The sequence below is a fragment of the Panacibacter microcysteis genome (assembly GCF_015831355.1).
Taxonomy (GTDB): Bacteria; Bacteroidota; Bacteroidia; order Chitinophagales; family Chitinophagaceae; genus Panacibacter; species Panacibacter microcysteis.
The window spans coordinates 1367322-1388624 of the sequence record NZ_JADWYR010000001.1 but is presented as its reverse complement, the minus strand read 5'-3'; the positions used below and the strand labels follow the sequence as shown (position 1 = coordinate 1388624).

The window sequence follows — 21303 nt, the reverse complement described above, 5'->3', positions numbered from 1 at the left end:
AAGTAATTTTTTGTACCCGGCTATAGAATAAATATTGAACTGTTGTTGCGTCGCACTCTTGTACTGTATAACAATATGCACCACTTCAAATACTAAATGCTTCCTGTTCTTCCACCATCAACAGGAATACTTGTTCCATTAATATAAGATGCAGCGGGCGATGCAAGGAACGCTGCAAGATTTGCCAGTTCTGAAGCCTCGCCAAAACGCTTCATTGGTATTTCATTGAGCATATTTTCTGTAACCTTTTCTACTGTAATATTTTTTGTGGCAGCAGTATGTTGTATCAGGCTGTCAAGCCTTGCTGTTTGGGTCATTCCCGGTAAAATATTGTTTACTGTAATATTGAAGGCACCCAGTTCATTGGCCATTGTTTTGGCCCATGAAGCAACTGCACCCCTGATGGTATTGGAAACACCGAGATTGTTCAACGGTATTTTTACAGAAGTAGAAATGATGTTGATAATACGGCCATAACCCGCTTCTTTCATACCAGGTATAACGGCTTTTGCAATAAGCTGGTTGCACACTACATGTTGGTTGAAAGCAATGCGAAAACTATCTTCATCTGCGTCTGTTATTGGTCCGGCTTTTGGCCCGCCGGTATTGTTTACCACGATGTGCAACGTTCCCTGTTTTGCAAAATTTTCTATTACTTCTTTTACCTCATGAGGCTGGCTAAAATCTGCAACGAAATAGCTGTGTTGCTGACCATTGGAGGTACTGAGTTCTTGTACAACTTCTTTCAACGCATTTTCATTCCTGGCCATCAAAATGCAGGTGGCGCCGTTACTGGCGAACTCTTTTGCAATGGCCAAACCAATACCCTGTGTACTGCCGCAAACGAGTGCGTATTTGTTTTGGAGCGATATATTCATAGCTGGCTTTTACAATTCAAAATACAGGTTTGGGTAGTCTGAGATCAGGCCGTCTGCCCCAAGTACTTTTAGTTTGCGCATGGCTTCTTTGTCATTTACCGTCCAGGGTATTAATTGTATACCTGCATCATGACATTGCTTTACAAGCAATGGTGTTACAAGTGTATAATCAGGACTGTAAACCGTGGGTATAAAACCCAGTTCCTTTAAATGCTGCGCAAACGGTTTTTTATCTTCTACCAGTAAAGATGTTTTTATACCAGGGTAATGTTCATGCAGGTATTGCAGTGTGCGAATGTCGAAAGATTGAATCGTAGTTCTGTCGTCAATACCTTTTTCTTTTACTACAGCAACCAGCAGTTCAACAAATTCGGCGGGTTTGGGGTGATAGATACCATCTCCTTCCGGGGAGCATTTTGTTTCGATATTAAAGTTTACAGGCGGCCGTTTCATGGTCATCATGTGTTGTACAATGCTGTCAAGCACGTCTGCCAGCAGTGGTTTATGCGTTTTTATTTTCTGCTGCTGCGGAAACCGCGGATGTGGCTTTAAACCCACGTCGTAAGTTTTAACTTCATCGTAGGTCATTTGGTAAATGTTCAGCCCTTTCTCTTCGGCTTCGGTTACAGTATCGCCGTTTGGCCTGGTGGTAAACTCGTGGGAAAAATAATTGTCGTGCGATACAACCACCTTGTTGTCTTTTGTAATCACCACATCCATTTCAAGTGTTGGCAGCATCATGTCTACTCCTGCCAGGAAAGCCGTAACAGTGTTTTCCGGGTATAAACCCCGGCAGCCGCGGTGCCCCTGCAGGTCGAACCTGCCGGCACCCTGTAGCGGGGCATAAGAAGGATTTACCTTAGGTGAGCAACTCATTGTAATAAGTGATGCGAATGCAATGATTTTTTTCATGAAGGAAAAATTGTAGATTTTCTGCTTTGCATGGTTGCAGCAATACTTTGTGCATCTGCATCTTTTGTACCAAGTGTTTCAATTATGTTGTTATAACTTTTTTCATCGCGGTTTTGGCTGAGTTTAAACACATGCTGAACATCGGTTAGCTCAATTTCGAAAGCTGCAATCGCTTTCATATTATGCTGCATGTATTGCTCATCCATTTTTTCTACCAGCGAGGGTGAATCGGCATGTTGCTCAAAATTTGCGGTAAGTTTTTTCAATACATTATATAAACCGGCATCATCAAGAAATTGTAAAATTCCCCGGGCATGTACGGCCTGGTAATTCCATGTACTGGCTACCTGTTTGTTTTCATACCAGCTCGCACTTACATAGCTATGCGCCCCGGAAAATATTGCCAGCACGTTTGGGTTGGCTTCGAATGCCTTGGTGTGCTCCTGTTTGCGCATAACGTGTGCCAGCAGGAAAAGTTTGTCATTACGCTCTTCGATAAGCACCGGTATATGCGTAGCTACCGGCTGGCTATGCTCATTTATACCGCAGAGTGTTATAAACGGATGCGCATGCATAAATGCCACCACATCTGCATGAGCGCTGGTTTTAAAATGTGGAACGTTGTACATAAACCGAAGGTAAGCAGAGATATTCTTTAAACCGCCTGCCATGGAACGGGCAGTTTATCCGGGATCGCTTCAGCCGCTATAAAAACCTACAGTACAAGAGTGCGACGCAACAGGCGATGCCATAAATACCCGCTGCCGGGTACATAAATCTATTACCGCTTATTGCATTTTTGCCGTTATATAATGGCTAAAACATACATTCGCAATTACAACAAAAAAAAAATAATTGCACATTATGAAACAAGCGCTTCGCCTTGCCCTGCTGTTTGCAATCGTGGTGATGATTGCAACATCCTGTAAAAAAGCGGTTCCCGAACAAACCAAATATATTCCCAAAGATGCCCTGATGGTATTTGATGTAAACTGGAAAAGTTTAAGTGACAAAGCAGCCAAAGGCAACATTCAATGGGATTCTTTATTTAACTCCATTGCCGATAAAGAAGCAGACTCAATTGTGGCAGATGGAAAGAAAAAGGTACAGGATTTCATCCGCTCCGGTGTAGATACTACAAAAGACATTTTCTTTTTTATAAAAAACGGTGGCTCTATTATGAGTGGCCAGCAAACGGCTTTCGGTGTTGTTGGTGCTATGCGTGATGCATCTTCTTTTGAAGCATATATTAAAAAGCAACCACGGGTGGGCGACATTCAGAAAGGCAAAGATTATAGTTATGCAAAAGTGGAAAACAGCTTCTTCGTAGGTTGGAACAAAGAGGTGGTTATTGTAGCTGGTGTTCAAAACACACCATCTTATACAAAAGATGGCGATGTAATGCCGCAGCAGGGTGGCGGCGATGTACAAATGCTTGCCACATTGTTTGCGCTAAAAGAAGAAGAATCAGTGTCCGCTATTCCTGAATTCAGAGACCTGATGAATGAAAAAGGCGATATGCTGTTCTGGAGCAATTCCAGTGCTGCATTTAATTCTATACCAATGCTGGGCATGACAAAGATCTCTGACCTCTTTAAAGATTCTTATGGCGCCGGCGTAATCAATTTTGAAGATGGTAAAGTGGCAGGCAATTTCAAATCTTACAGTGGCAAAGACCTTGCAGCCATTTGGGACAAATACAAAGGCCCGCAGGTTGATATGAGCATGGTAAACCAGTTTCCTGTTGCCGCAGACGGTTACGCTGTATTTTCTTTTAACCCGCAGATTATACAGGAGATCATTAAATACGGCGGCTTCGAAAGCACGGTAAGAGACTTTATGACAAAAACGGGCTTTACCATGGACGAAGTACTCAGGATCTTCAAAGGAGATTTTGCCATCGTTTTTGGAGAAATGGGTATGAAAGATGTAAGCTATACAATAGGGGAAGAAACAATTACCAATAAAATGCCTGTTGTAAAACTTGTTTTCAATGCTACTATTGGCGACAAAGCCGCATACGAAAAAGTAATGGCCAAACTTGCAGAAGCGGGCGAAGCCGAAAATATAAACGGGCAATATGTTCCGAAAGGATTAGGTGGCATGGCCTGGATGATGAATGGCAAAAATCTTATTGTTGCCACAGACAGCACAGTAATGCAGCAATACCTTGCTGGCAAAGGCAATGCAGGCCTGCCTGCAGATGTTGCAGACCGCTCTAAAGGAAAATCAATGGCTTTTTATGCAGACCTGAACAGGATAATCGGTGGCTTTGCAGCAGCAGACACCAGCGCACAGGAAATGAGCAAAATGGCGCAGGCAACATTTAAAAATGCATTCGCCGCCAGCGATAACTTTAATGGCAAATATATTTCGAGCGATATGGAGCTGAAGATGATGAATGAAAAAGAAAACAGCCTTGTATCTCTGGTAAAATTCTTTGCCACAGCAGCACAACAGGCAGCAAAAATGCAGGCCAGGTTTAATGAAGGTGGTATGACAGATATGGACGAGTATACAGAGCCGGTAGAACCGCCAGCTGTGGACAGTGCAGAGTAAAGCTGAACATCGTTTAAAGAGGCTGCGAAAGCAGCCTTTTTTGTTAGGAAAAAATGATGGGCCCGGCAGTATTACTACTATAATGCATCGTTGCGTCGCACTCTTGTACTGTACCGCACCCTTCAGCAACGGCTAACCACGCTGCTTGTTAATATGGCGTGCCACGTGTGCAGTTTGCAAGATTCCTGTTTGTGCGTGTTGTTGCTTGTATCCGGCATTTTTTATTTTGTATTCTGAATATCATTTATGCAATTAGCCTTACAACAAATTGTGCCTATACCGCTGAAAGAAAAATTTACAAAACGCGGGTCAGACATCTGGAACAAAGACCTTCAGTTTGCCCCGGGCGAATGGGTAAAAATAAAAGCACCAAGTGGTACCGGTAAAACTACCTTCATACACATTATTTATAAACTGCGCCACGATTATGAAGGCAAAGTATGGTGGAACGGGCAGGAGTTGCGCCAGGTAAAAGACAATGAACTGGCACAAATGCGCCAGCAAAATGTAAGTGTCATTTTCCAGGATCTGCGTTTGTTTCCAAACCTTTCTGCCAGGGAAAACATTGAACTAAAGCGTGTATTGCAAACGCCTTTTTACGAGGCAGGTATGATTGACAGCCTTGCAGAAAGACTTGGCGTAACACATATTCTTAAACAGCGGGCAGGTCTGTGCAGCTATGGAGAGCAACAGCGTATTGCCATCATCCGTGCGCTCATTCAACCTTTTGAATGGCTTATAATGGATGAACCCTTTAGCCACCTCGACCAGGAAAACATTGCAAAAGCGGCAGAACTTATAGCCGAAGAATGCACCAAACGCAAAGCCGGGTTCTTACTCACAGATCTTGATGCTGACGAACATTTTGCTTATACCAAAGTGCTGAATTTATAACACAACTATCATGTTAAACGGCCTTCTAAAAAAACTGATTAAAGCAAGCAGCGGCCGCACAAAATTTGTGCTGGCAATAATCGGGCTATCGGTGGCATTGCTGCTTATTCTTTCCGCGGTACAGTTGCAGGCAAACTACAACGATCTGCTGCACAGCAAAACAAACCAGGACAGTATTGCCAATTTTTTAGTGATCAATAAAAAACTTACCGATAAAACTGTAGGCGCCACCAACCTTACACCTGCTGAGATTGAGGATTTAAAAAAACAGCCTTTCACAGATGCTATCGGCATACTTACACCCAGCCGTTTTAAAGTAGGCGCACAAAGTGTAAGTGACAATATTCCCTTTTATTCAGATATTTTCTTCGAAAGCGTACCCGATGAATTTATAGACGTGCAGAGCGCAGACTGGAAGTGGGATGCCAACAGCAATTTTATCCCCATGATTGTGCCCAACATGTTTTTAGACATGTACAATTTTGGTTTTGCCACCTCGCAGGATATGCCGCAATTAACGCAGGAACTGGTAAAAAGCCTGCCCATAGAAATACGCATTAAAACACCGCTTGGCAGGCAGGTATATTATGGCAAAGTGGTAGGTTTCAGCGATCGTATTTCTTCTGTTCTTGTACCGCAACCTTTTATGGAATGGGCCAATAAACAATTTGGCGACAATGAGAATACAGCACCATCAAGAGTGGTGATAAGAACAAAAGATCCCGGCAACCCGCAACTGGTAAATTACCTCAGCACTCATGGGCTAACAACAGATGCCGATAAAACAAGATTCAGTAAATACAGGCAGATAGTTGACCTGGTGGTAAATATTTCATGGATAACCGGTGCTACCATGCTACTGTTTGCACTGCTTATTTTTGTACTGTTTATACAACTTACCGTAGCCTCATGCAAAGAAGAGATTACACTGCTCGTAACCCTTGGTGCAGCACCAAAACAATTGCAACGTTTTTTGATGAAACAGTTCTTTCCTCCCAATATTGTTATTGTAGCCGTGGTATTAATCGTGCTGGCGGTGTTGCAATTTTTCCTGCGCAAATTTCTTTCAGGGCAAAGTATTTATATCAGCCCCTTTATTTCATTGGCAACGCTCCTGGCTGGAACACTTATCTTATTCGTGTTGTGGCTGGTGAACAGGTACAGCATTAAACATTACATCGACCTTACCAAATAACATTCATTTGTAAAAACCTGGCGTGTCGTGCGCTGGTGATATACAACATAAAAAGGCCGCATTTGCGGCCTTTTTATGTTGTAAGTACACACGGCTATTTTCTGTACACGCTCACATCTCCCTGCGTAGTAATCTGCAGCAGGATTTTGGTATTGTCTTTTACCAGCGATGTATAAAAGTAATGATCACCCTCTATACCATCGTATTCTACTGTTTCATCAGACCTGTAGCCCGGATATTTTTTGGTAATGGTCTGTTGTGCATCCAGCGGCAGGCTTGTGGGCTCAATATGGCGGGATTTGGCAATCATCTCTCCTTCGTAGTTGTAAAAAACCTCCAGTTGCTGGTTGTTCCAGTTGAAACTTGCCTTCAAATAATTTTCAGTAACCTTCCATTGTACATCTTTTGCTGATGCAAATTCTTCTCTCAGGTTTTTGATCGCTTTTTCTTTATTGTCCTCCACCCCTGCGAAAGCACTGCTGGTTACCAGCGTGGCGGCGAGTAATACAACGATTCCTTTTCTGCTTAAAAGTCTTTTTACTTTATCAGCAAGCAAATTGATTTGTGGTTTCATGGTCATTCATTTTTTGATTTAATAGTATCCAGGTGTTTTGTTTTTATTGATAGATCAAATCTCGTTGCTTAAAGCACACAGTACAAGCAGATTGTGATAAATAAGAAGCTTTTCGTAGTTGATTGCTACAAGCGGTAAAAGCCGTGTAGTTAAAATGGCAGGCTATTTCTTTGAAACGCTTGCTGCGGCTGCATTTGATGATTACTCTTAAGAAAATGGTAAAGTTTGTAAATACACAGTTAAAATACATGCTGTTACACGAAATGCATTTATTTTCAAAACAACAGGCAAAAACAAACGGGCTTGCGCAATTTATTTCGATGAACTACCTGGCACATGCATACCTTTCTTTCGGGCAAACCGACATTTTGATCGGCAATATGATAAGCGACTACGTGAAGGGGAAAAGAAAATTTGAATACCCGCCTGCTGTACAAACCGGCATTATGCTGCACAGGAATATTGACACGTTTACTGATGCGCACCCGGCAACAAAACAGGCGGCTGCGCTTTTGAAGCCGGTAGTGGGTGCTTATGCCGGTGCTTTTGCGGATGTTGTGTATGATCATTTTCTGGCTACCGATGTACAAAGGTTTACAGATGAGAGCCTCAATGCATTTGCGCACCGCACCTACGAAGCGCTTTACGCTGCTTATGATCTGCTGCCCGAAAGGTTCAGGGGTATGCTGCCATACATGAAACAACAGAACTGGTTGTACAATTACCGCACGTTAAGCGGTATAGAGAGCAGTTTTGGCGGGGTCTTTCGCCGGGCAAAATATCTTGAACACACACCTGCTGTATACAACGTTTTTGAAAAACAATATGAAGCTTTCAGAGAGTGTTATAACGATTTCTTTCCCGCAGTGTATGCGTATACAGCGGCACAACTGGAATTACTGAAAAAAGACAGCTGATGCAATATCTCTTTGCTGCGGTCTCCGCGTTTGCTGAGTATAGCCTAAGGCGTACAAGTGAGTGACACAACAGAAGCTTCATAGCAGCACAGGTGCTCATTCCATAAAATTTTGACTAAAACCCGTAAGCCGTTTGAAAATAAATTTCGTGTTCGATATTTGCGGCCATTAAACTTTACTGAATAAAACAGGTTAAACTGTATGCATAAAAAACTCAGCATGAAAAATACCCTGGTTGCCTTTTTTGTATTGATTGCCTGTTGCGGAACTGCCCAGGTGCAGCCTACTGATATGGACAAAAGCCCGATGGACATGAACTACTCGCCACAGAACTACCCGATTTTAAAAATGAATGGCAAGGTTACAACACAGCAACCCAACTGCCGTGTGCTGTACAGCCGGCCACAAAAAGCAGGCAGGGACATTTTTGGTGGCATCATTACCTATGGCGCTGTATGGAGACTGGGTGCCAATGAGGCTACCGAGGTGGAGTTTTTCAAAAATGTAACCATAAACGGTAAAACCATTGCTAAGGGAAAGTATAGCCTGTATGCCATTTGCAATGAAAAAAGCTGGACCATTATACTCAACAATGAAAAAGATGTATGGGGCCTGTATTATAATCCTAAAAAGGATGTGGTAAGGGTAAATGTACCGGTTGAAGACACCAGTAAGGTTATTGAAGCCTTTACCATGTACTTTGAAGATGCAAAAGCAGGCACCAACCTTGTTATTATGTGGGATACTGTAAAAGTGGTACTGCCAATAAAGTTTGCCTGATACAAAGCTGCGCATTCAATTTTTTGATAATCTTCTGAATTAAGAGCCGGTTAAATCTTACAAGCAACTAAACATAGCGGCTAACTTTGTGTTATATAACGCATAATGCAGGAGATCGTAAAAGTAACTTCACTTACAAAGCATTTTAGAAATTTAACCGCCGTTAGTGATCTTTCATTCACTGTACACGAAGGTGATGTGTATGGTTTTCTGGGGCAGAACGGTGCCGGTAAGTCTACCACCATCCGTATGCTGCTTACACTTATTACGCCTACCGCCGGCAACATAGAAATGTTTGGATATAACCTGCAGCACGACAGGAACAAAATTTTAAAGCAGGTGGGCGCAGTGATAGAAAAGCCCGACCTGTATAAATATTTGTCAGCCTACGAGAACCTGAAACTGTTTGCCAAACTGAGCGGTATAAAATATACATACAACAGCCTGATGCGGCAACTGGAAATGGTGGGTCTTGCAGAACGGGCACATGATAAGGTGAAAACTTTTTCTCAGGGTATGAAGCAACGGCTGGGTATTGGTGTAGCGCTGGTACACGACCCCAGACTTATTATTCTCGACGAACCTACCAATGGGCTTGACCCCCAGGGTATTGCAGACATACGCAACCTTATTTTGCACCTCAGCCGCGAAATGAAAAAAACTGTATTGGTATCGTCTCACCTGCTGAGCGAAATTGAACAGGTGGCAACTAGATTACTCATTATAGATAAAGGAAAAAAACTGGTGGAAGGTGCAGCGGCAGATTTGTTTGATCCTTCGCAGCTTATTGTGGAACTGGATACGATGGATAATGAAGCAGCTTTACACCAGTTACAGGAAAGTGGCTGGGCAGCGGCACTACAACCACGTCGTAGCCATACATTGTTGCTTAAAACACAAAAGGCACAACTGCCGGAACTGCATCGCTGGCTGGTGACCCGCAATATTGATGTGCTCTCTCTGCAGCCAAGGCATACACTCGAAGATTTCTTTTTACAGGTAACATCAGGAAAACAATATGTGGCAGCTTTTACAGATTGAACTTTATAAAATATTCAGACGGCCGAGAACGTATATCTCTTTTGCTGCCATTACAGCTTTAATAGGTATTATACAGCTTGGCCTCAAAATGGATGGTGAAGCCTACGTTGATTTTGTAATGAGCGGGCTGAAAGACACTTTTGAGTTCGACGGCAAAATACTCAATGGTTACCTTGTTTGTTATGTCATTTTGCAGTTATTGCTGGTGCATGTGCCGTTATTAATAGCCCTGGTTGCGGCAGACATGATCTCCGGCGAAGCAAATATGGGAACGTTACGGCTGTTGCTGACGAAGCCCATAAGCAAGAGCAATTTTATGCTGGCAAAATTTTTTGCTTCTGCCATTTACACGCTCATTCTGTTGTTGTGGATAGCCTTCCTGGCACTGGGTGTAAGTACATGGTTGTTTGGTACAGATGATCTGCTCATTCAAAAAACATCGTATGTGGTTCAGATATCAGAAGACGATGTGTTCTGGCGCTACGCTTATGCATTTTGTTTTGCCTTTCTTGCCATGCTTACCGTAACTGCGCTGGGTTTCCTGCTGTCCATTTTTGCGGAAAACTCTATCGGCCCTATTATTACAACCATGAGCATTATTGTGGTATTTACCATATTAAGTACCATGAGTATTCCGCTCTTTCAAAAGATACAACCGTACCTTTTTACAACACATATGGTAAACTGGAAAGAGTTGTTTGATGAGCAGGTAAACGACCAGAACGAGGTAATAAAAGGAAGCCTGCAAAATCCGCAGCGCATTACAGGATCGGTTGCCATGCTTATTGGCCATGTCGTGTTGTTTGTTGGCGCCGCCATTGTCATTTTCAGGAAAAAAGATGTGCTTAGTTAAACGAAAGATCTTATGAAAAAAACACTGTTGTTCTTCTCTTTCATTATATGCGCTGCTGCTGCAGGCGCGCAGGATATGACGGCCCTTATCAATAAAGTAAAGGCAAAGCTTGACCAGGTAAATAATTACACCGCAGAAGGTGTTTTAAAAACAGACGTAACATTTATAAAAGCACCTGCCGGTAAGGTAAAAGTATATTACAAAAAGCCCGATAAATTTAAACTAAAGAAAGAAGGCGGTATCTCCATTTTGCCTAAAGGCGGCGTAAGTGTAAATACCGGCAGCATGATTGCCATCAACAACTTCGTGGCACTCGCTGCAGGTGAGTCGGTGGTAGACGGCATTAAAACAAAAGTGGTAAAACTATTGCCATCAGATGAAAGCAGCGATATCGTACTTTCCACCTTGTACATAGACGAAGCAAACCTGCTCGTGCGCAAAGCAGTAACCACCACAAAAGACAACGGTACATACGAGATTACGTTAACTTATGGCAAATACAGCACTTACGGTTTGCCCGATAAGGTTGTGTTCAGCTTCAATACCAAAGATTACAAACTGCCCAAAGGTGTAACGCTGGAGTTTGATGAAGGTGAAAAAAGCAATACGCCCGATAAACTGAAAAACAAAAAAGGCAGGGTAGAAATAACCTACAGTTCATACACCATCAACAAAGGTGTAGATGACAGTGTGTTCCAATAATGATTGTTGAACCGGCTTTTGTACGCTGTGGCATCGCCTGTTGTGTCACTCACTTCAGGGTTCGGAAACATATTGGCCAAAAGCGAAGATTGAAGCGAAGCAAGCCTTACCTTTATTTGCATCTTAAACGATTTTGCAGATGAAAATTGCTACCTACAACGTAAACGGCATCAATGGCAGGTTGCCGGTGCTCTTACGCTGGCTCAACGAAACACAGCCCGATGTGGCCTGCTTGCAGGAGCTGAAAGCACCGCAGGAAAAATTTCCGGAAGAAGCCATAACAGCAGCCGGCTACAACGCGTTGTGGCACGGTCAGAAAAGCTGGAACGGTGTAGCCATACTTACACGCAATACCATTGCAACAGAAATAACAAGGGTACTGCCCGGCGATCCCGAAGACCTGCACAGCCGCTACATAGAGGCACAGGTAAATGAGCTTACCATCGGGTGTTTGTACTTACCAAACGGCAACCCTGCACCGGGGCCAAAATTCGATTATAAACTAAGCTGGTTCGAAAGATTTATCAAACATGCAGGTGAGCTGTATGCATCCGGCAAGCCTGTTGTTTTAACCGGCGATTACAACGTAATGCCCACCGAAATGGACGTATACAAACCCGAGCGCTGGGTAGATGATGCATTGTTCAGGCCCGAAACCAGGGCCGCGTTTCAAAAGCTGCTCGACCAGGGCTGGACAGACGCCATACGGACACTTTACCCGAAAGACGTCATTTATACTTTCTGGGATTATTTCCGCGATGCATATGGCCGGAATGCCGGTTTGCGCATAGACCACTTTCTCTTAAGTAAAAAGCTTACAAACAAACTGGTAGCAGCAGGCGTAGATAAGCATGTACGTGGCTGGGAAAAAACCAGCGATCATGCTCCTGTATGGATAGAACTGAAAGACTAATTGTTTTGGTGTTTGTATTATTTGTACCGGAAAAGCTCTTACACCAGCCTGGGGAATTGTTGAAAAAAAGGAATGCTGTGCGTTGCCGTATAAAGTGCTGCAGTACAAGAGTGCGACGCAACGATGTATAATAGTAGCAATGCAGCCCGGTTCATAACGCTTACTCACCGGTTATTCTCTGCACCATAGTTGCTTTTTCCTGCGGGGTAAGCTCGGCATCTTCGGCTTCCATTGACGCAGCTTCGCGGGCCAGCAGGCCACTTTGCTTTTGAAAAAGCCTGCATAAAGAACAGATCCAGAGGTGTTGGTACAGCTGTATGCGTTGCAGCAAAGACAGTCGCCCTTCTTCTTTTTTGGAAATTAATATGGTTGCCTGTTTACAGGTTATCTTCCACTTCATCTTTCAAACTATTTGGTAAACCAGTTTTTTTCGAGACACGCCCTGAGCTGCAATTTAGCCCGGTGCATGAGCACCCAATAGTTAGACGCAGTTAAATTAAGCGCCTTACAAATTTCTTCACTATCCATCCCCTCCATGTATTTCATGGTAAACACCATATCCTGTATTTTTTTCAGCTTCTGCTTGCAGCTTTGCAGCACTTTATAAAAATCTTTGCGGTTTATACCGGTATCGCTGCTGTTTTGCCATTCCCTTGGCGATGCGGCGTCGGTCCAATGCTGCACGTCATCGAAAAAGCCATCTTCACCCGCGGTAGAAGGCAGGCTTTCCGTTAATCTTACAGATGCTTTGCGAAAGTGGTCAATGATCTTGTTTTTTAAAATGGCATACAACCAGTTTTTTTCAGAGATTTCACCTTTGAAATTGTCGTAGTTGCGCCATGCTGCCAGGAACGTGTCCTGCACCAGGTCTTTTGCTGTATCCGCGTCATTTACACGAGGTAATGCATAGCGATAAAGCATATCTCCGTATTCATCTATCCATTTTGTTGCGTTTAGCTGAGCTGACATGTTTCAAAAATAAGGAATCAATCGGTGTAATTAACTACTTAAACACCGGGCCGGTTTGCGCTGGTATCTTTACCACGCAAGCAGTAGAAAAACCTTATGCACATGCACCCGAAATTGTGGGAAAATTGGCATGTTTCACTGCTGTAAAACCCCTGTTTATGCTTAACTTCGCCCACTTGCCAAAAGCGCAAGAATAATCATATTTATGAGTGAAGAATTAAAGCCTGTTCCTCCGCAGCAAAACGGATACGGTGCAGACAGTATCCAGGTACTCGAAGGTCTCGAAGCCGTAAGAAAAAGACCGGCCATGTATATTGGTGATGTAGGTGTAAAAGGGTTACATCACCTCGTATACGAAGTAGTAGATAACTCCATCGATGAAGCCCTTGCCGGTTACTGCAAAAACATATTTGTTACCATTCATGAAGACAACTCCATCAGCGTGAGCGATGATGGTCGTGGTATACCCACAGGCATACATGCCAAAGAAGGTGTAAGTGCCCTGCAGGTAGTAATGACCGTGCTGCATGCGGGTGGTAAATTCGATAAGAATACCTATAAAGTTTCCGGCGGTTTGCACGGTGTGGGTGTAAGTTGTGTAAACGCATTAAGTACCACATTGCTCGTTACCGTACAGCGCGAAGGTAAAGTGTTTGAACAGGAATACCACACAGGTATACCTGCTTATGCAGTACGCGAAACAGGCACTACCGATAAAACAGGTACCACCGTGCATTTCTGGCCAGATGCAACCATTTTCCAGGTTACTACTTACAACAAAGATATTCTCGAAGGCCGTTTGAGAGAGTTGTCTTTTCTGAATAAAAAGATCAGCATTACACTTACCGATCTTCGCGAAAAAGATGAAGAAGGCAAAGCATACAGCCAGAACTTTTACAGTGAGGGTGGTATTGTAGAGTTTGTTGAGCTGCTTGACAGAAGTGCAAAAAGAACGCCGCTGCTTCCCTCCACACTTTATGTAGAAGGGCACGATGAAGCTACCAACGTGGCCGTAGATGTGGCACTTACCTATAATGACGATTTTAAAGAGCACATCTTCAGCTATGTAAACAATATCAACACCATAGAAGGCGGTACGCACGTTACGGGTTTCCGCCAGGCACTTACGAGGGTGTTTAAAACCTATGGAGATAAACAGGGTTTGTTTGAAAAAGCCAAAGTAGAGGTAGAAGGCGACGATTTCCGTGAAGGTCTTACAGCCATCGTCTCTGTAAAAGTGCCGGAGCCGCAGTTTGAAGGACAGACGAAAACAAAACTGGGAAACAGCGAGGTTAGCGGTATTGTACAAACCACCGTTGGCCGTGCACTGGAAAATTACCTGGAAGAAAACCCGAAAGAGGCTAAGAACATCATCAGTAAAGTGGTGCTTGCCGCGCAGGCACGTGTGGCTGCCAAAAAAGCCAGGGAAATGGTGCAGCGTAAGAACGTACTAAGCGGCAGCGGCCTGCCGGGTAAACTGGCAGACTGCAGCGAACGCGACCCGGAAAAATGCGAGCTGTTCCTTGTTGAGGGTGACAGTGCCGGCGGTACGGCTAAATCTGGCCGGGACAGAAGCTACCAGGCAATTCTGCCGCTGCGTGGTAAAATATTGAACGTAGAAAAAGCCATGGAGCACAAGATCTACGAGAACGAGGAAATCCGCAATATGTTTACCGCCATGGGTGTAAGCGTAGGCACAGCAGAAGACCCAAAAGCTTTAAATCTTGCCAAACTGCGTTACCATAAGCTCATTATTATGACCGATGCTGACGTAGATGGCTCTCACATTGCAACACTGATATTAACCTTCATCTTCCGGTATATGAAAGAACTGGTAGAACAGGGCTATGTATACATTGCACAACCACCGCTATACCTCGTAAAGAAGGGCAAGGAGCAGGAGTATGCATACAACGAAGAGCAGCGCAAAGGGCTCATAACAAAACTGGGTGGTGGAAAAGATGAAAGCGTAAACACACAGCGTTACAAAGGCCTGGGTGAAATGAATGCAGAGCAGTTGTGGGAAACCACGCTCGACCCCAACCGCAGAACGTTGAAACAGGTAACCATAGAAAGTGCGGCAGAAGCAGATCGCATCTTCAGTATGTTAATGGGAGATGAAGTGGCACCACGCAGGGAGTTCATAGAATCTCATGCAAAATACGCCAGGATTGATGTGTAAATAAACACCATAATTTTTATACTAGCCCCGCAGCAATGCGGGGTTTTTTATGGTGTTAACCCGGCAAAAGATTACTATGGCATCACCTGTTGCGTCGCACTCTTGTACTGCATAACTGTTGGCAGCAACGATACTGCATTTCCGGCCTGTGTAAATGAATAAGCATTCTCAACGTGGTTATTTCGGTCATGGCCATAGAAAAATGCCACTTATTGGCAGGATAGTTGCGAAAAAGCAGATATAGCTTACTTTTTAAGCACTGCAATGCCGATTTACAGAAAAAATTTTTAGATTGTGCTGCTTAAGAGGTAAAACTTATTAACTAATCAATTAAATAATCGACAATGGACACTTCGAAAATGATCAAAGCATATTGTTTAAAAACAAAAGAGAAAAACGTTCCTATGCAGGATGCTGTTATTTCAAAAACTGCAAAAGGAGGTTACATGGCTTCCGGTCATGACGGCAAAGGCAACAAAATGGCTGCTATTCTCAGCGAAGCAAAAGCTATGCAGGCAATTGCCGACGGTGTGGCCACCAAAGGTTTTTAGTATACATTTTTTGTAAACACAAAGGCACTGAAGCATCTTCAGCGCCTTTTTTATTGCCCCGTTTGAATCCTTCCGCCCTCCTGTATTCAGCAGGCCGCTAACCGCACAGTTGCATAAGCATTCTTCCTTATCTTTTCGTTCCAAAACAATCCATTATGTACAGGAAGAAAATGCTGCTTGCATACATGCTTTTAACTGCCGTTGTGCTACAGGCACAAAACGGCAACACTTTAAAAAATCTCGTTCCGGTCCCGGTAGCTGTAGTTGAAAAGCAGGGAACCTTTACTTTTAAAAGTACCATTACCATAACTGTATCAGCAGATGATGCCATGCCTGTTGCAAAGCAACTGGCCGATGCTTTGGCAGTACCAACAGGTTATGCCACCAGCGTTAAAAAAGGCAACGGCGGACAGGTACACATGGTATTACTGACCGCTACAGACAACAGCATTGGTAATGAAGGGTACAAAATGTCTGTATCTGGCAAAGGCGTTACCGTTACAGCCAATACACCGGCTGGCCTGTTTTATGGTATGCAAACACTTCTGCAGCTTTTACCCACGGCTATTGAAAGCAAAAGCGTGGTAAACAATATTAACTGGAGCATCCCCTTTACAAACATTACCGACCAGCCAGCATTTAAATGGCGTGGGCTGATGTTTGATGTAAGCCGCCACTTTTTTACCAAGGCAGAAGTAAAGCGTTTTATAGATGACATGGTAAAGTATAAATACAACATGCTACACTGGCATCTTACCGATGATGAAGGCTGGCGCATAGAAATAAAAAGTCTGCCCGAATTAACAAAAGTTGGCGCATGGCGCGTAAACAGGGAGGGCAAGTGGGCAAATACCGGCAACCCTTTTCCTAATGAGCCAAAGACTTATGGCGGTTTTTATACGCAGGACGATATAAAGGAAGTGGTACAATATGCCAAAGAACGCTTTGTTACCATATTGCCGGAAATAGATGTTCCCGGGCATAGCCTGGCTGCACTTGCCGCTTACCCGGAGTTGTCATGCAATCCGGGTCCTTACGAGGTTAGTGCAGGCGGTGCTTTTATGAAATGGTTTCCCGGTGGCCATGAAGGTGTAATTGACAATACATTGTGCCCCGCCAATGAAAAGGTGTACGCATTTCTTGATAAAGTTTTTACCGAGGTGGCGCAGCTCTTTCCTTTTGAATACATACATATGGGTGGTGATGAAACCGCCCGTAATTTCTGGGCCAAGAGCGAGCAGGTAAAAACACTGATGCAAAAAGAAAACCTGGAGGATCTAAATGAAGTGCAGGCATATTTTGTAAGGCGTGTGGAGCAGATCGTAAACGCGAAAGGCAAAAAGCTGATCGGGTGGGATGAGATACTGGATGGTGGCCTGGCACAGTCTGCAGCCGTAATGAGCTGGCGCGGTATGACCGGTGGTATAGCTGCTGCAAAACAGGGGCATAAAGTTGTAATGACGCCATACAATTTTGTTTACCTCGATTTTGTACAGGGCGAGCCATCAATAGAAGCACCGGTATACGCTAACCTGCGCATGCAACAGGCTTATAAATTTGAACCCGTACCCGATGGCGTTGATGCAAACCTTGTAATGGGCGGACAAGGTAATCTATGGACAGAGCAGTTACAGCGTTTCCGCAATGTGCAATATATGCTGTGGCCAAGGGCCATGGCACTGGCAGAATGTTTATGGAGCCCTAAAGAAAAGAAAGACTGGAACAGTTTTATCAGGCGCGCTGAGGCGCAGTTTCCCAGGCTGGAAGCGGCTGCAACACGGTATTCCAGGGCCATTTACGATCCTGTTGTTTCTGTAAAAGATTATAAAGGCAGCCCGCAGGTAACCATTGAAACCGAAGCACCGGGTCTTGAAATTTATTACACCATAGACGAAACTCTGCCGGATAATTATGACAGGAAATATACACAACCGATCATTGTGCCGGAGGATGCCATGCACCTTAAGTTGCTTGCGTACAAAGATGGTAAACCTGTTGGCCATCTTATAAGCCTGAGCATGGACGAATTAAAAAAGCGTGCAAATAACTAAAGACTGAAACAATACAAAAGGGGTCTTGCGAAAGCAAGACCCCTTTTGTATAGCGTTTTTATTTTACTGGTACGATGACTTTTGTTTTAGCTGTTCATAGCAGTTTTTTTACATTAAGAAAACCATACACGAAGCTTCGCAAAGATGCGCTGTGAACAGGAAGTACAAGTGTGCGACGCAACGAAGCATCATGCATATTCTACAGCCGGGCTCAACACTTTTTTCTTTTCTTCCGGCTTATCAGGTGTCACTTTTGGCGCAAGCAATTTATACAATACCGGCGTTACTACCCTTGTCAACAATGTTGAACTGATTAGCCCGCCTATTATTACCAAGGCCAGTGGTGAATACAAGGGGTTGCCTTCAAGTACAAGCGGGATGAGGCCGCCTATTGCAGTAAGTGTTGTAAGAATGATGGGTATAAAACGTGTTTCACCTGCTTCTTCAATTGCCTCATTGATGCTTTTGCCATCTTTACGCAACTGGTCTGTGTAATCAACAAGCAGTATAGAATTTTTTACTTCTATACCAATGAGCGCAATAAGCCCGATGACTGCTACAAAGGAAAATGTGTTTCCTGAAAGAAGTAGGGCTGCTACTGCGCCGATAATGCCTAAAGGTATTACAGACAGGACGATGAGTGTGCCTTTGAACGTTTTGAATTCTAAAATTAAAATGCCGAGTAAACCAAAGATGGTGATGAGTATGATGGTGCCTAAACCGCCAAAGCTTTCCTGGCTTGCTTCTATATCGCCGGCGGCAACATAATGTGCATCTTTTGGAAACTGCATGGCATCCAGCTTTTGCAGCACATCATCGGTAACCTTTGCGGTATTGTAACCGCTTTGTACAAATGCAGTAACGGTTGTGTAGCGGTCTTTATCGTAGTGTTTGATGTTGGTAGGCGATGTTTGAAACTGAATATCTGCCACCTGGTTCAATGGTACCAGAACACCATTGTACGAGGCTACATAGATCTTTTTAAAAACATCAAAAGTTTGTTTGTTATCCCTTGGCAGGGTAATGTTCATATTGTAATCGTCGCCATCGTCTTCCCGGTATTTGCCGATGGTAAGACCTGTTACGGCCATGCGTATTGTTTTATCAATCTCTCCGATGGCAATACCCAGCATGCCTGCTTTGTCTTTGTTTACTTTTACTTTTATATCTGTCTTTAACGTAGTAAGATCGTTGTTTACGTACATAGTGCCTTCCGTCTTTTTGAGGATGTCTTCCACACGAAAAGACAATGCACGCAATGTATCGAGGTCTTCACTAAACAAACGAATGGCAACCGGCGCTTCTACCGGCGGGCCCTGTTCGAAATCCTTTACTTCAATTTTTGCATTGGGAAAATCTTTGAACCTGTTGCGCAGCGTATCGATCAGTTGTCGTTTTTCTCCAGGTAGTGTGTCGTTCAACTGCACAAAGATCTGCGCTTTGTTATCTGCATTGCCCACGGGTATAACGTTATAGTATATGCGTGGGTTACCATGGCCTACATTGGTTGCATAGTTTTTAAGGCCCGGCATGTTTTTGATCCTGCTTTCAACATAGCGCGTAACCGAATCTGTTGTCGAAAGGTTTGTTCCCAGTGGCGTTTCGATGTTGATCATAAACATCGGTTTTTCCGATGCAGGAAAAACGCTGAAACCCACAACAGGAACCAATGCAACGGCACTTATAAAAATAGCCAGTGCAACGGCCAGGGTTATGTATGGCCTTGCCAATGCACGGTGCAGTAATCTCCTGTAAGAGCCGCTGATCAGTCTTTTTAACCCACGTAAAAAGAAATTGCCTTCGGGGTTTTCGTGGTTGCCCAGTATTCTGCTGGACAAAAAAGGGATGATCGTTAATGATACAAACAAGGATGCGAGCACTGTTGCAACAACGGCTGCCGGTAAGCTCCTGATAAAATCTCCTGCCCCTTCCGGCAGGAACAGCAATGGAAGGAATGCAAAGATCAACGTGGCAGTACAGCCTAATACGGCCAGCCCAATTTGCCTGGTAGCAGCCATAGCGGCTGCTCGCTTCGAATAGCCCATACGCATGTAGCGTTCTATGTTTTCAACCACCACAATACTGTCGTCTACCAATAAGCCAAGTGCTACCACAAAGCCGACAATACTCAGTTGGTTAATGGTAAAGCCAAATGAGTCCAGCACGAACAAACCTATAGCCAGCGATAGAGGAATAGAGATCATTACCACGAGGCTGGCCCGGAAACCAAGTGGCAGTAATGTGAGTAATACAAGCAACACTGCTATAATAAAATCGTTGCTGAAATGATTAAGCCTTGTGTGCACACTTGCGGCATTGTCAAAACTTTGCTCGTACTTAATACTTTTTGGCAACTCTTTTTGAAACTGCTCCAGTATCGGTTTCATCTCTTCATCAACAGCAAAAATGTTTGTACCCATCTTACGGCTTGCTGTTATAAAAACGCCGCGATGACCGTTTAGCCTGGCGAGATAATTCTGTTCTTCATAATCAAAACCAACACCGGCAATATCTTTTACGTAAACAGATTTTCCGTTTACACTTGTAACGATTGTATTTTTTATCTCATCAAGGCTTTTGTAGTCTCCGCTTGTTTTAATGTTGTATTTCCTGGTGCCCATATCAATACTGCCACCTGGTATATTAGTGTTTCCGCTTTGTATGGCGCCGGTTACTTTGTTGAGTGGAATCTGTTGCTGTGCCATTTTATCGAGGTTCAGTGATATGCGTACCTGCTGCTGCGGAAATGCCCAGTTATCAACGTTTTTCAGCGATTTTATTTTTTCCAGTCGTTCTTTCAGTTTCTTGCTCCAGTCTTCCAGGTCTTTATAGGGTGCTGTTTCACTCATCAATGCAACCTGTATAATGTTTACATCACTCGGGCTGAATTTCATTACATCAATATCAAAAACATCAGCAGGCAGTTCTGGTCTTATGGCATCCATCTCACGTACCACGTCCTGGTATTTTTTATCAGGGTCCGTTTCGTATTTAAATTCCACGCTGATTACGGCAAGGCCATCATTCATCTGCGATCGTATGCGTTTGATATCATCCAGTTCATTTATTTTTTTCTCAATAGGGTCTACCACCAGTTGCTCCATATCCTGCGGGCTGGTACCGGGGTAAACCACCACTACATTAAACTGCGGCGCCTGGAAATCCGGGTCTTCACCACGCGGCATATTGAGAAAAGAGTTAAGGCCAATGGCTGCCAGCATTACAAATACAATAAGTGTAAACTGGTAGTTCTTTACGGCGAAGTCTGTTATTTTCATAACAAGGTTTTAGAATGTTTTTGAATTGCTCATGTTATGGCCAGGCGCTGAAGA

Annotated in this window: 19 protein-coding genes; 12 read left to right on the top strand and 7 right to left on the bottom strand. The window is 43.7% G+C overall.

Features of this window, described 5'->3' with window-relative positions; genetic code table 11:
• Positions 1-92 precede the first annotated feature (92 nt).
• Genes I5907_RS05575 through I5907_RS05565 form a run of 3 tightly spaced genes read right to left on the bottom strand, consistent with a single transcriptional unit; the run spans position 93 to position 2461 of the window.
• Positions 93-878 (bottom strand): SDR family oxidoreductase, encoded by a 786-nt coding sequence (locus tag I5907_RS05575; RefSeq protein WP_196989728.1) that lies wholly within the window; start codon positions 876-878, stop codon positions 93-95.
• A gap of 9 nt (positions 879-887) precedes the next feature.
• The gene (locus I5907_RS05570; protein ID WP_231401978.1) at positions 888-1790 is read right to left on the bottom strand and encodes a glycerophosphodiester phosphodiesterase; all 903 of its coding nucleotides are present in this window, start codon (positions 1788-1790) and stop codon (positions 888-890) included.
• The gene (locus I5907_RS05565; RefSeq protein ID WP_196989727.1) at positions 1787-2461 is read right to left on the bottom strand and encodes an FMN-binding negative transcriptional regulator; all 675 of its coding nucleotides are present in this window, start codon (positions 2459-2461) and stop codon (positions 1787-1789) included. Before I5907_RS05565 ends, I5907_RS05570 begins: the two co-directional genes overlap by 4 nt.
• Before the next feature lie 193 nt (positions 2462-2654).
• Between I5907_RS05565 and I5907_RS05560 the strand changes: the two genes are divergently transcribed.
• From I5907_RS05560 to I5907_RS05550, 3 genes are all read left to right on the top strand, one after another.
• Positions 2655-4349: a DUF4836 family protein gene (locus I5907_RS05560; protein WP_196989726.1), complete on the top strand. Its 1695-nt coding sequence runs from the start codon at positions 2655-2657 to the stop codon at positions 4347-4349.
• Between the two features lie 246 nt (positions 4350-4595).
• Positions 4596-5243, top strand: coding sequence for an ATP-binding cassette domain-containing protein (locus I5907_RS05555; RefSeq protein ID WP_196989725.1), 648 nt, complete (start codon positions 4596-4598; stop codon positions 5241-5243).
• A 10-nt stretch (positions 5244-5253) separates the two neighbouring features.
• Positions 5254-6438, top strand: a complete 1185-nt coding sequence (locus I5907_RS05550; RefSeq protein WP_196989724.1) for an ABC transporter permease family protein — start codon at positions 5254-5256, stop codon at positions 6436-6438.
• A 94-nt stretch (positions 6439-6532) separates the two neighbouring features.
• Here I5907_RS05550 and I5907_RS05545 read toward each other — a convergent pair whose 3' ends face one another.
• Complete coding sequence (locus tag I5907_RS05545; RefSeq protein ID WP_196989723.1) at positions 6533-7012, bottom strand: hypothetical protein; 480 nt, start codon at positions 7010-7012, stop codon at positions 6533-6535.
• 263 nt (positions 7013-7275) lie between these two features.
• Here I5907_RS05545 and I5907_RS05540 point away from each other — a divergent pair, with 263 nt between their 5' ends.
• The 6 genes from I5907_RS05540 (at position 7276) to xth (ending at position 12218) form a co-directional block, all read left to right on the top strand.
• Positions 7276-7929 (top strand): acyl carrier protein phosphodiesterase, encoded by a 654-nt coding sequence (locus I5907_RS05540; protein ID WP_231401977.1) that lies wholly within the window; start codon positions 7276-7278, stop codon positions 7927-7929.
• A gap of 219 nt (positions 7930-8148) precedes the next feature.
• Positions 8149-8709: a DUF2911 domain-containing protein gene (locus I5907_RS05535; RefSeq protein WP_196989722.1), complete on the top strand. Its 561-nt coding sequence runs from the start codon at positions 8149-8151 to the stop codon at positions 8707-8709.
• A 105-nt stretch (positions 8710-8814) separates the two neighbouring features.
• Positions 8815-9750 (top strand): ABC transporter ATP-binding protein, encoded by a 936-nt coding sequence (locus tag I5907_RS05530; protein WP_196989721.1) that lies wholly within the window; start codon positions 8815-8817, stop codon positions 9748-9750.
• Positions 9728-10603 carry an ABC transporter permease gene (locus tag I5907_RS05525; protein ID WP_196989720.1) on the top strand — a complete coding sequence of 292 codons (876 nt, stop codon included), beginning with the start codon at positions 9728-9730 and terminating at the stop codon, positions 10601-10603. The genes I5907_RS05530 and I5907_RS05525 overlap by 23 nt, the downstream gene beginning before the upstream one ends.
• Positions 10604-10615: 12 nt before the next feature.
• The gene (locus I5907_RS05520) at positions 10616-11305 is read left to right on the top strand and encodes a LolA family protein (RefSeq protein ID WP_196989719.1); all 690 of its coding nucleotides are present in this window, start codon (positions 10616-10618) and stop codon (positions 11303-11305) included.
• 139 nt (positions 11306-11444) lie between these two features.
• Positions 11445-12218: an exodeoxyribonuclease III gene (gene xth, locus I5907_RS05515; protein ID WP_196989718.1), complete on the top strand. Its 774-nt coding sequence runs from the start codon at positions 11445-11447 to the stop codon at positions 12216-12218.
• A 160-nt stretch (positions 12219-12378) separates the two neighbouring features.
• On the opposite strand, the gene I5907_RS05510 is transcribed toward xth, so the two are convergent.
• Positions 12379-12618, bottom strand: coding sequence for an anti-sigma factor family protein (locus tag I5907_RS05510; RefSeq protein ID WP_196989717.1), 240 nt, complete (start codon positions 12616-12618; stop codon positions 12379-12381).
• Between the two features lie 8 nt (positions 12619-12626).
• Complete coding sequence (locus tag I5907_RS05505) at positions 12627-13187, bottom strand: sigma-70 family RNA polymerase sigma factor (protein WP_196989716.1); 561 nt, start codon at positions 13185-13187, stop codon at positions 12627-12629.
• A 205-nt stretch (positions 13188-13392) separates the two neighbouring features.
• Here I5907_RS05505 and gyrB point away from each other — a divergent pair, with 205 nt between their 5' ends.
• The 3 genes from gyrB to I5907_RS05490 all read left to right on the top strand — a co-directional run bounded on the left by gyrB (position 13393) and on the right by I5907_RS05490 (position 17971).
• Positions 13393-15369, top strand: a complete 1977-nt coding sequence (gene gyrB, locus I5907_RS05500; protein ID WP_196989715.1) for a DNA topoisomerase (ATP-hydrolyzing) subunit B — start codon at positions 13393-13395, stop codon at positions 15367-15369.
• A gap of 344 nt (positions 15370-15713) precedes the next feature.
• Entirely contained in the window at positions 15714-15920 is a 207-nt protein-coding gene (locus I5907_RS05495) for a hypothetical protein (protein WP_196989714.1), read from the top strand.
• Between the two features lie 155 nt (positions 15921-16075).
• Complete coding sequence (locus I5907_RS05490; RefSeq protein ID WP_196989713.1) at positions 16076-17971, top strand: beta-N-acetylhexosaminidase; 1896 nt, start codon at positions 16076-16078, stop codon at positions 17969-17971.
• Positions 17972-18159: 188 nt separating this feature from the next.
• On the opposite strand, the gene I5907_RS05485 is transcribed toward I5907_RS05490, so the two are convergent.
• The gene (locus I5907_RS05485) at positions 18160-21249 is read right to left on the bottom strand and encodes an efflux RND transporter permease subunit (protein ID WP_196989712.1); all 3090 of its coding nucleotides are present in this window, start codon (positions 21247-21249) and stop codon (positions 18160-18162) included.
• Between the last annotated feature and the right edge of the window lie 54 nt (positions 21250-21303).

Coding starts and splice junctions, on each gene's coding strand:
- I5907_RS05575 (WP_196989728.1), bottom strand. CDS start 878: ATGAATATATCGCTCCAAAACAAATACGCACTCGTTTGCGGCAGTACA.
- I5907_RS05570 (WP_231401978.1), bottom strand. CDS start 1,790: ATGAAAAAAATCATTGCATTCGCATCACTTATTACAATGAGTTGCTCA.
- I5907_RS05565 (WP_196989727.1), bottom strand. CDS start 2,461: ATGGCAGGCGGTTTAAAGAATATCTCTGCTTACCTTCGGTTTATGTAC.
- I5907_RS05560 (WP_196989726.1), top strand. CDS start 2,655: ATGAAACAAGCGCTTCGCCTTGCCCTGCTGTTTGCAATCGTGGTGATG.
- I5907_RS05555 (WP_196989725.1), top strand. CDS start 4,596: ATGCAATTAGCCTTACAACAAATTGTGCCTATACCGCTGAAAGAAAAA.
- I5907_RS05550 (WP_196989724.1), top strand. CDS start 5,254: ATGTTAAACGGCCTTCTAAAAAAACTGATTAAAGCAAGCAGCGGCCGC.
- I5907_RS05545 (WP_196989723.1), bottom strand. CDS start 7,012: ATGAAACCACAAATCAATTTGCTTGCTGATAAAGTAAAAAGACTTTTA.
- I5907_RS05540 (WP_231401977.1), top strand. CDS start 7,276: ATGCATTTATTTTCAAAACAACAGGCAAAAACAAACGGGCTTGCGCAA.
- I5907_RS05535 (WP_196989722.1), top strand. CDS start 8,149: ATGAAAAATACCCTGGTTGCCTTTTTTGTATTGATTGCCTGTTGCGGA.
- I5907_RS05530 (WP_196989721.1), top strand. CDS start 8,815: ATGCAGGAGATCGTAAAAGTAACTTCACTTACAAAGCATTTTAGAAAT.
- I5907_RS05525 (WP_196989720.1), top strand. CDS start 9,728: ATGTGGCAGCTTTTACAGATTGAACTTTATAAAATATTCAGACGGCCG.
- I5907_RS05520 (WP_196989719.1), top strand. CDS start 10,616: ATGAAAAAAACACTGTTGTTCTTCTCTTTCATTATATGCGCTGCTGCT.
- xth (WP_196989718.1), top strand. CDS start 11,445: ATGAAAATTGCTACCTACAACGTAAACGGCATCAATGGCAGGTTGCCG.
- I5907_RS05510 (WP_196989717.1), bottom strand. CDS start 12,618: ATGAAGTGGAAGATAACCTGTAAACAGGCAACCATATTAATTTCCAAA.
- I5907_RS05505 (WP_196989716.1), bottom strand. CDS start 13,187: ATGTCAGCTCAGCTAAACGCAACAAAATGGATAGATGAATACGGAGAT.
- gyrB (WP_196989715.1), top strand. CDS start 13,393: ATGAGTGAAGAATTAAAGCCTGTTCCTCCGCAGCAAAACGGATACGGT.
- I5907_RS05495 (WP_196989714.1), top strand. CDS start 15,714: ATGGACACTTCGAAAATGATCAAAGCATATTGTTTAAAAACAAAAGAG.
- I5907_RS05490 (WP_196989713.1), top strand. CDS start 16,076: ATGTACAGGAAGAAAATGCTGCTTGCATACATGCTTTTAACTGCCGTT.
- I5907_RS05485 (WP_196989712.1), bottom strand. CDS start 21,249: ATGAAAATAACAGACTTCGCCGTAAAGAACTACCAGTTTACACTTATT.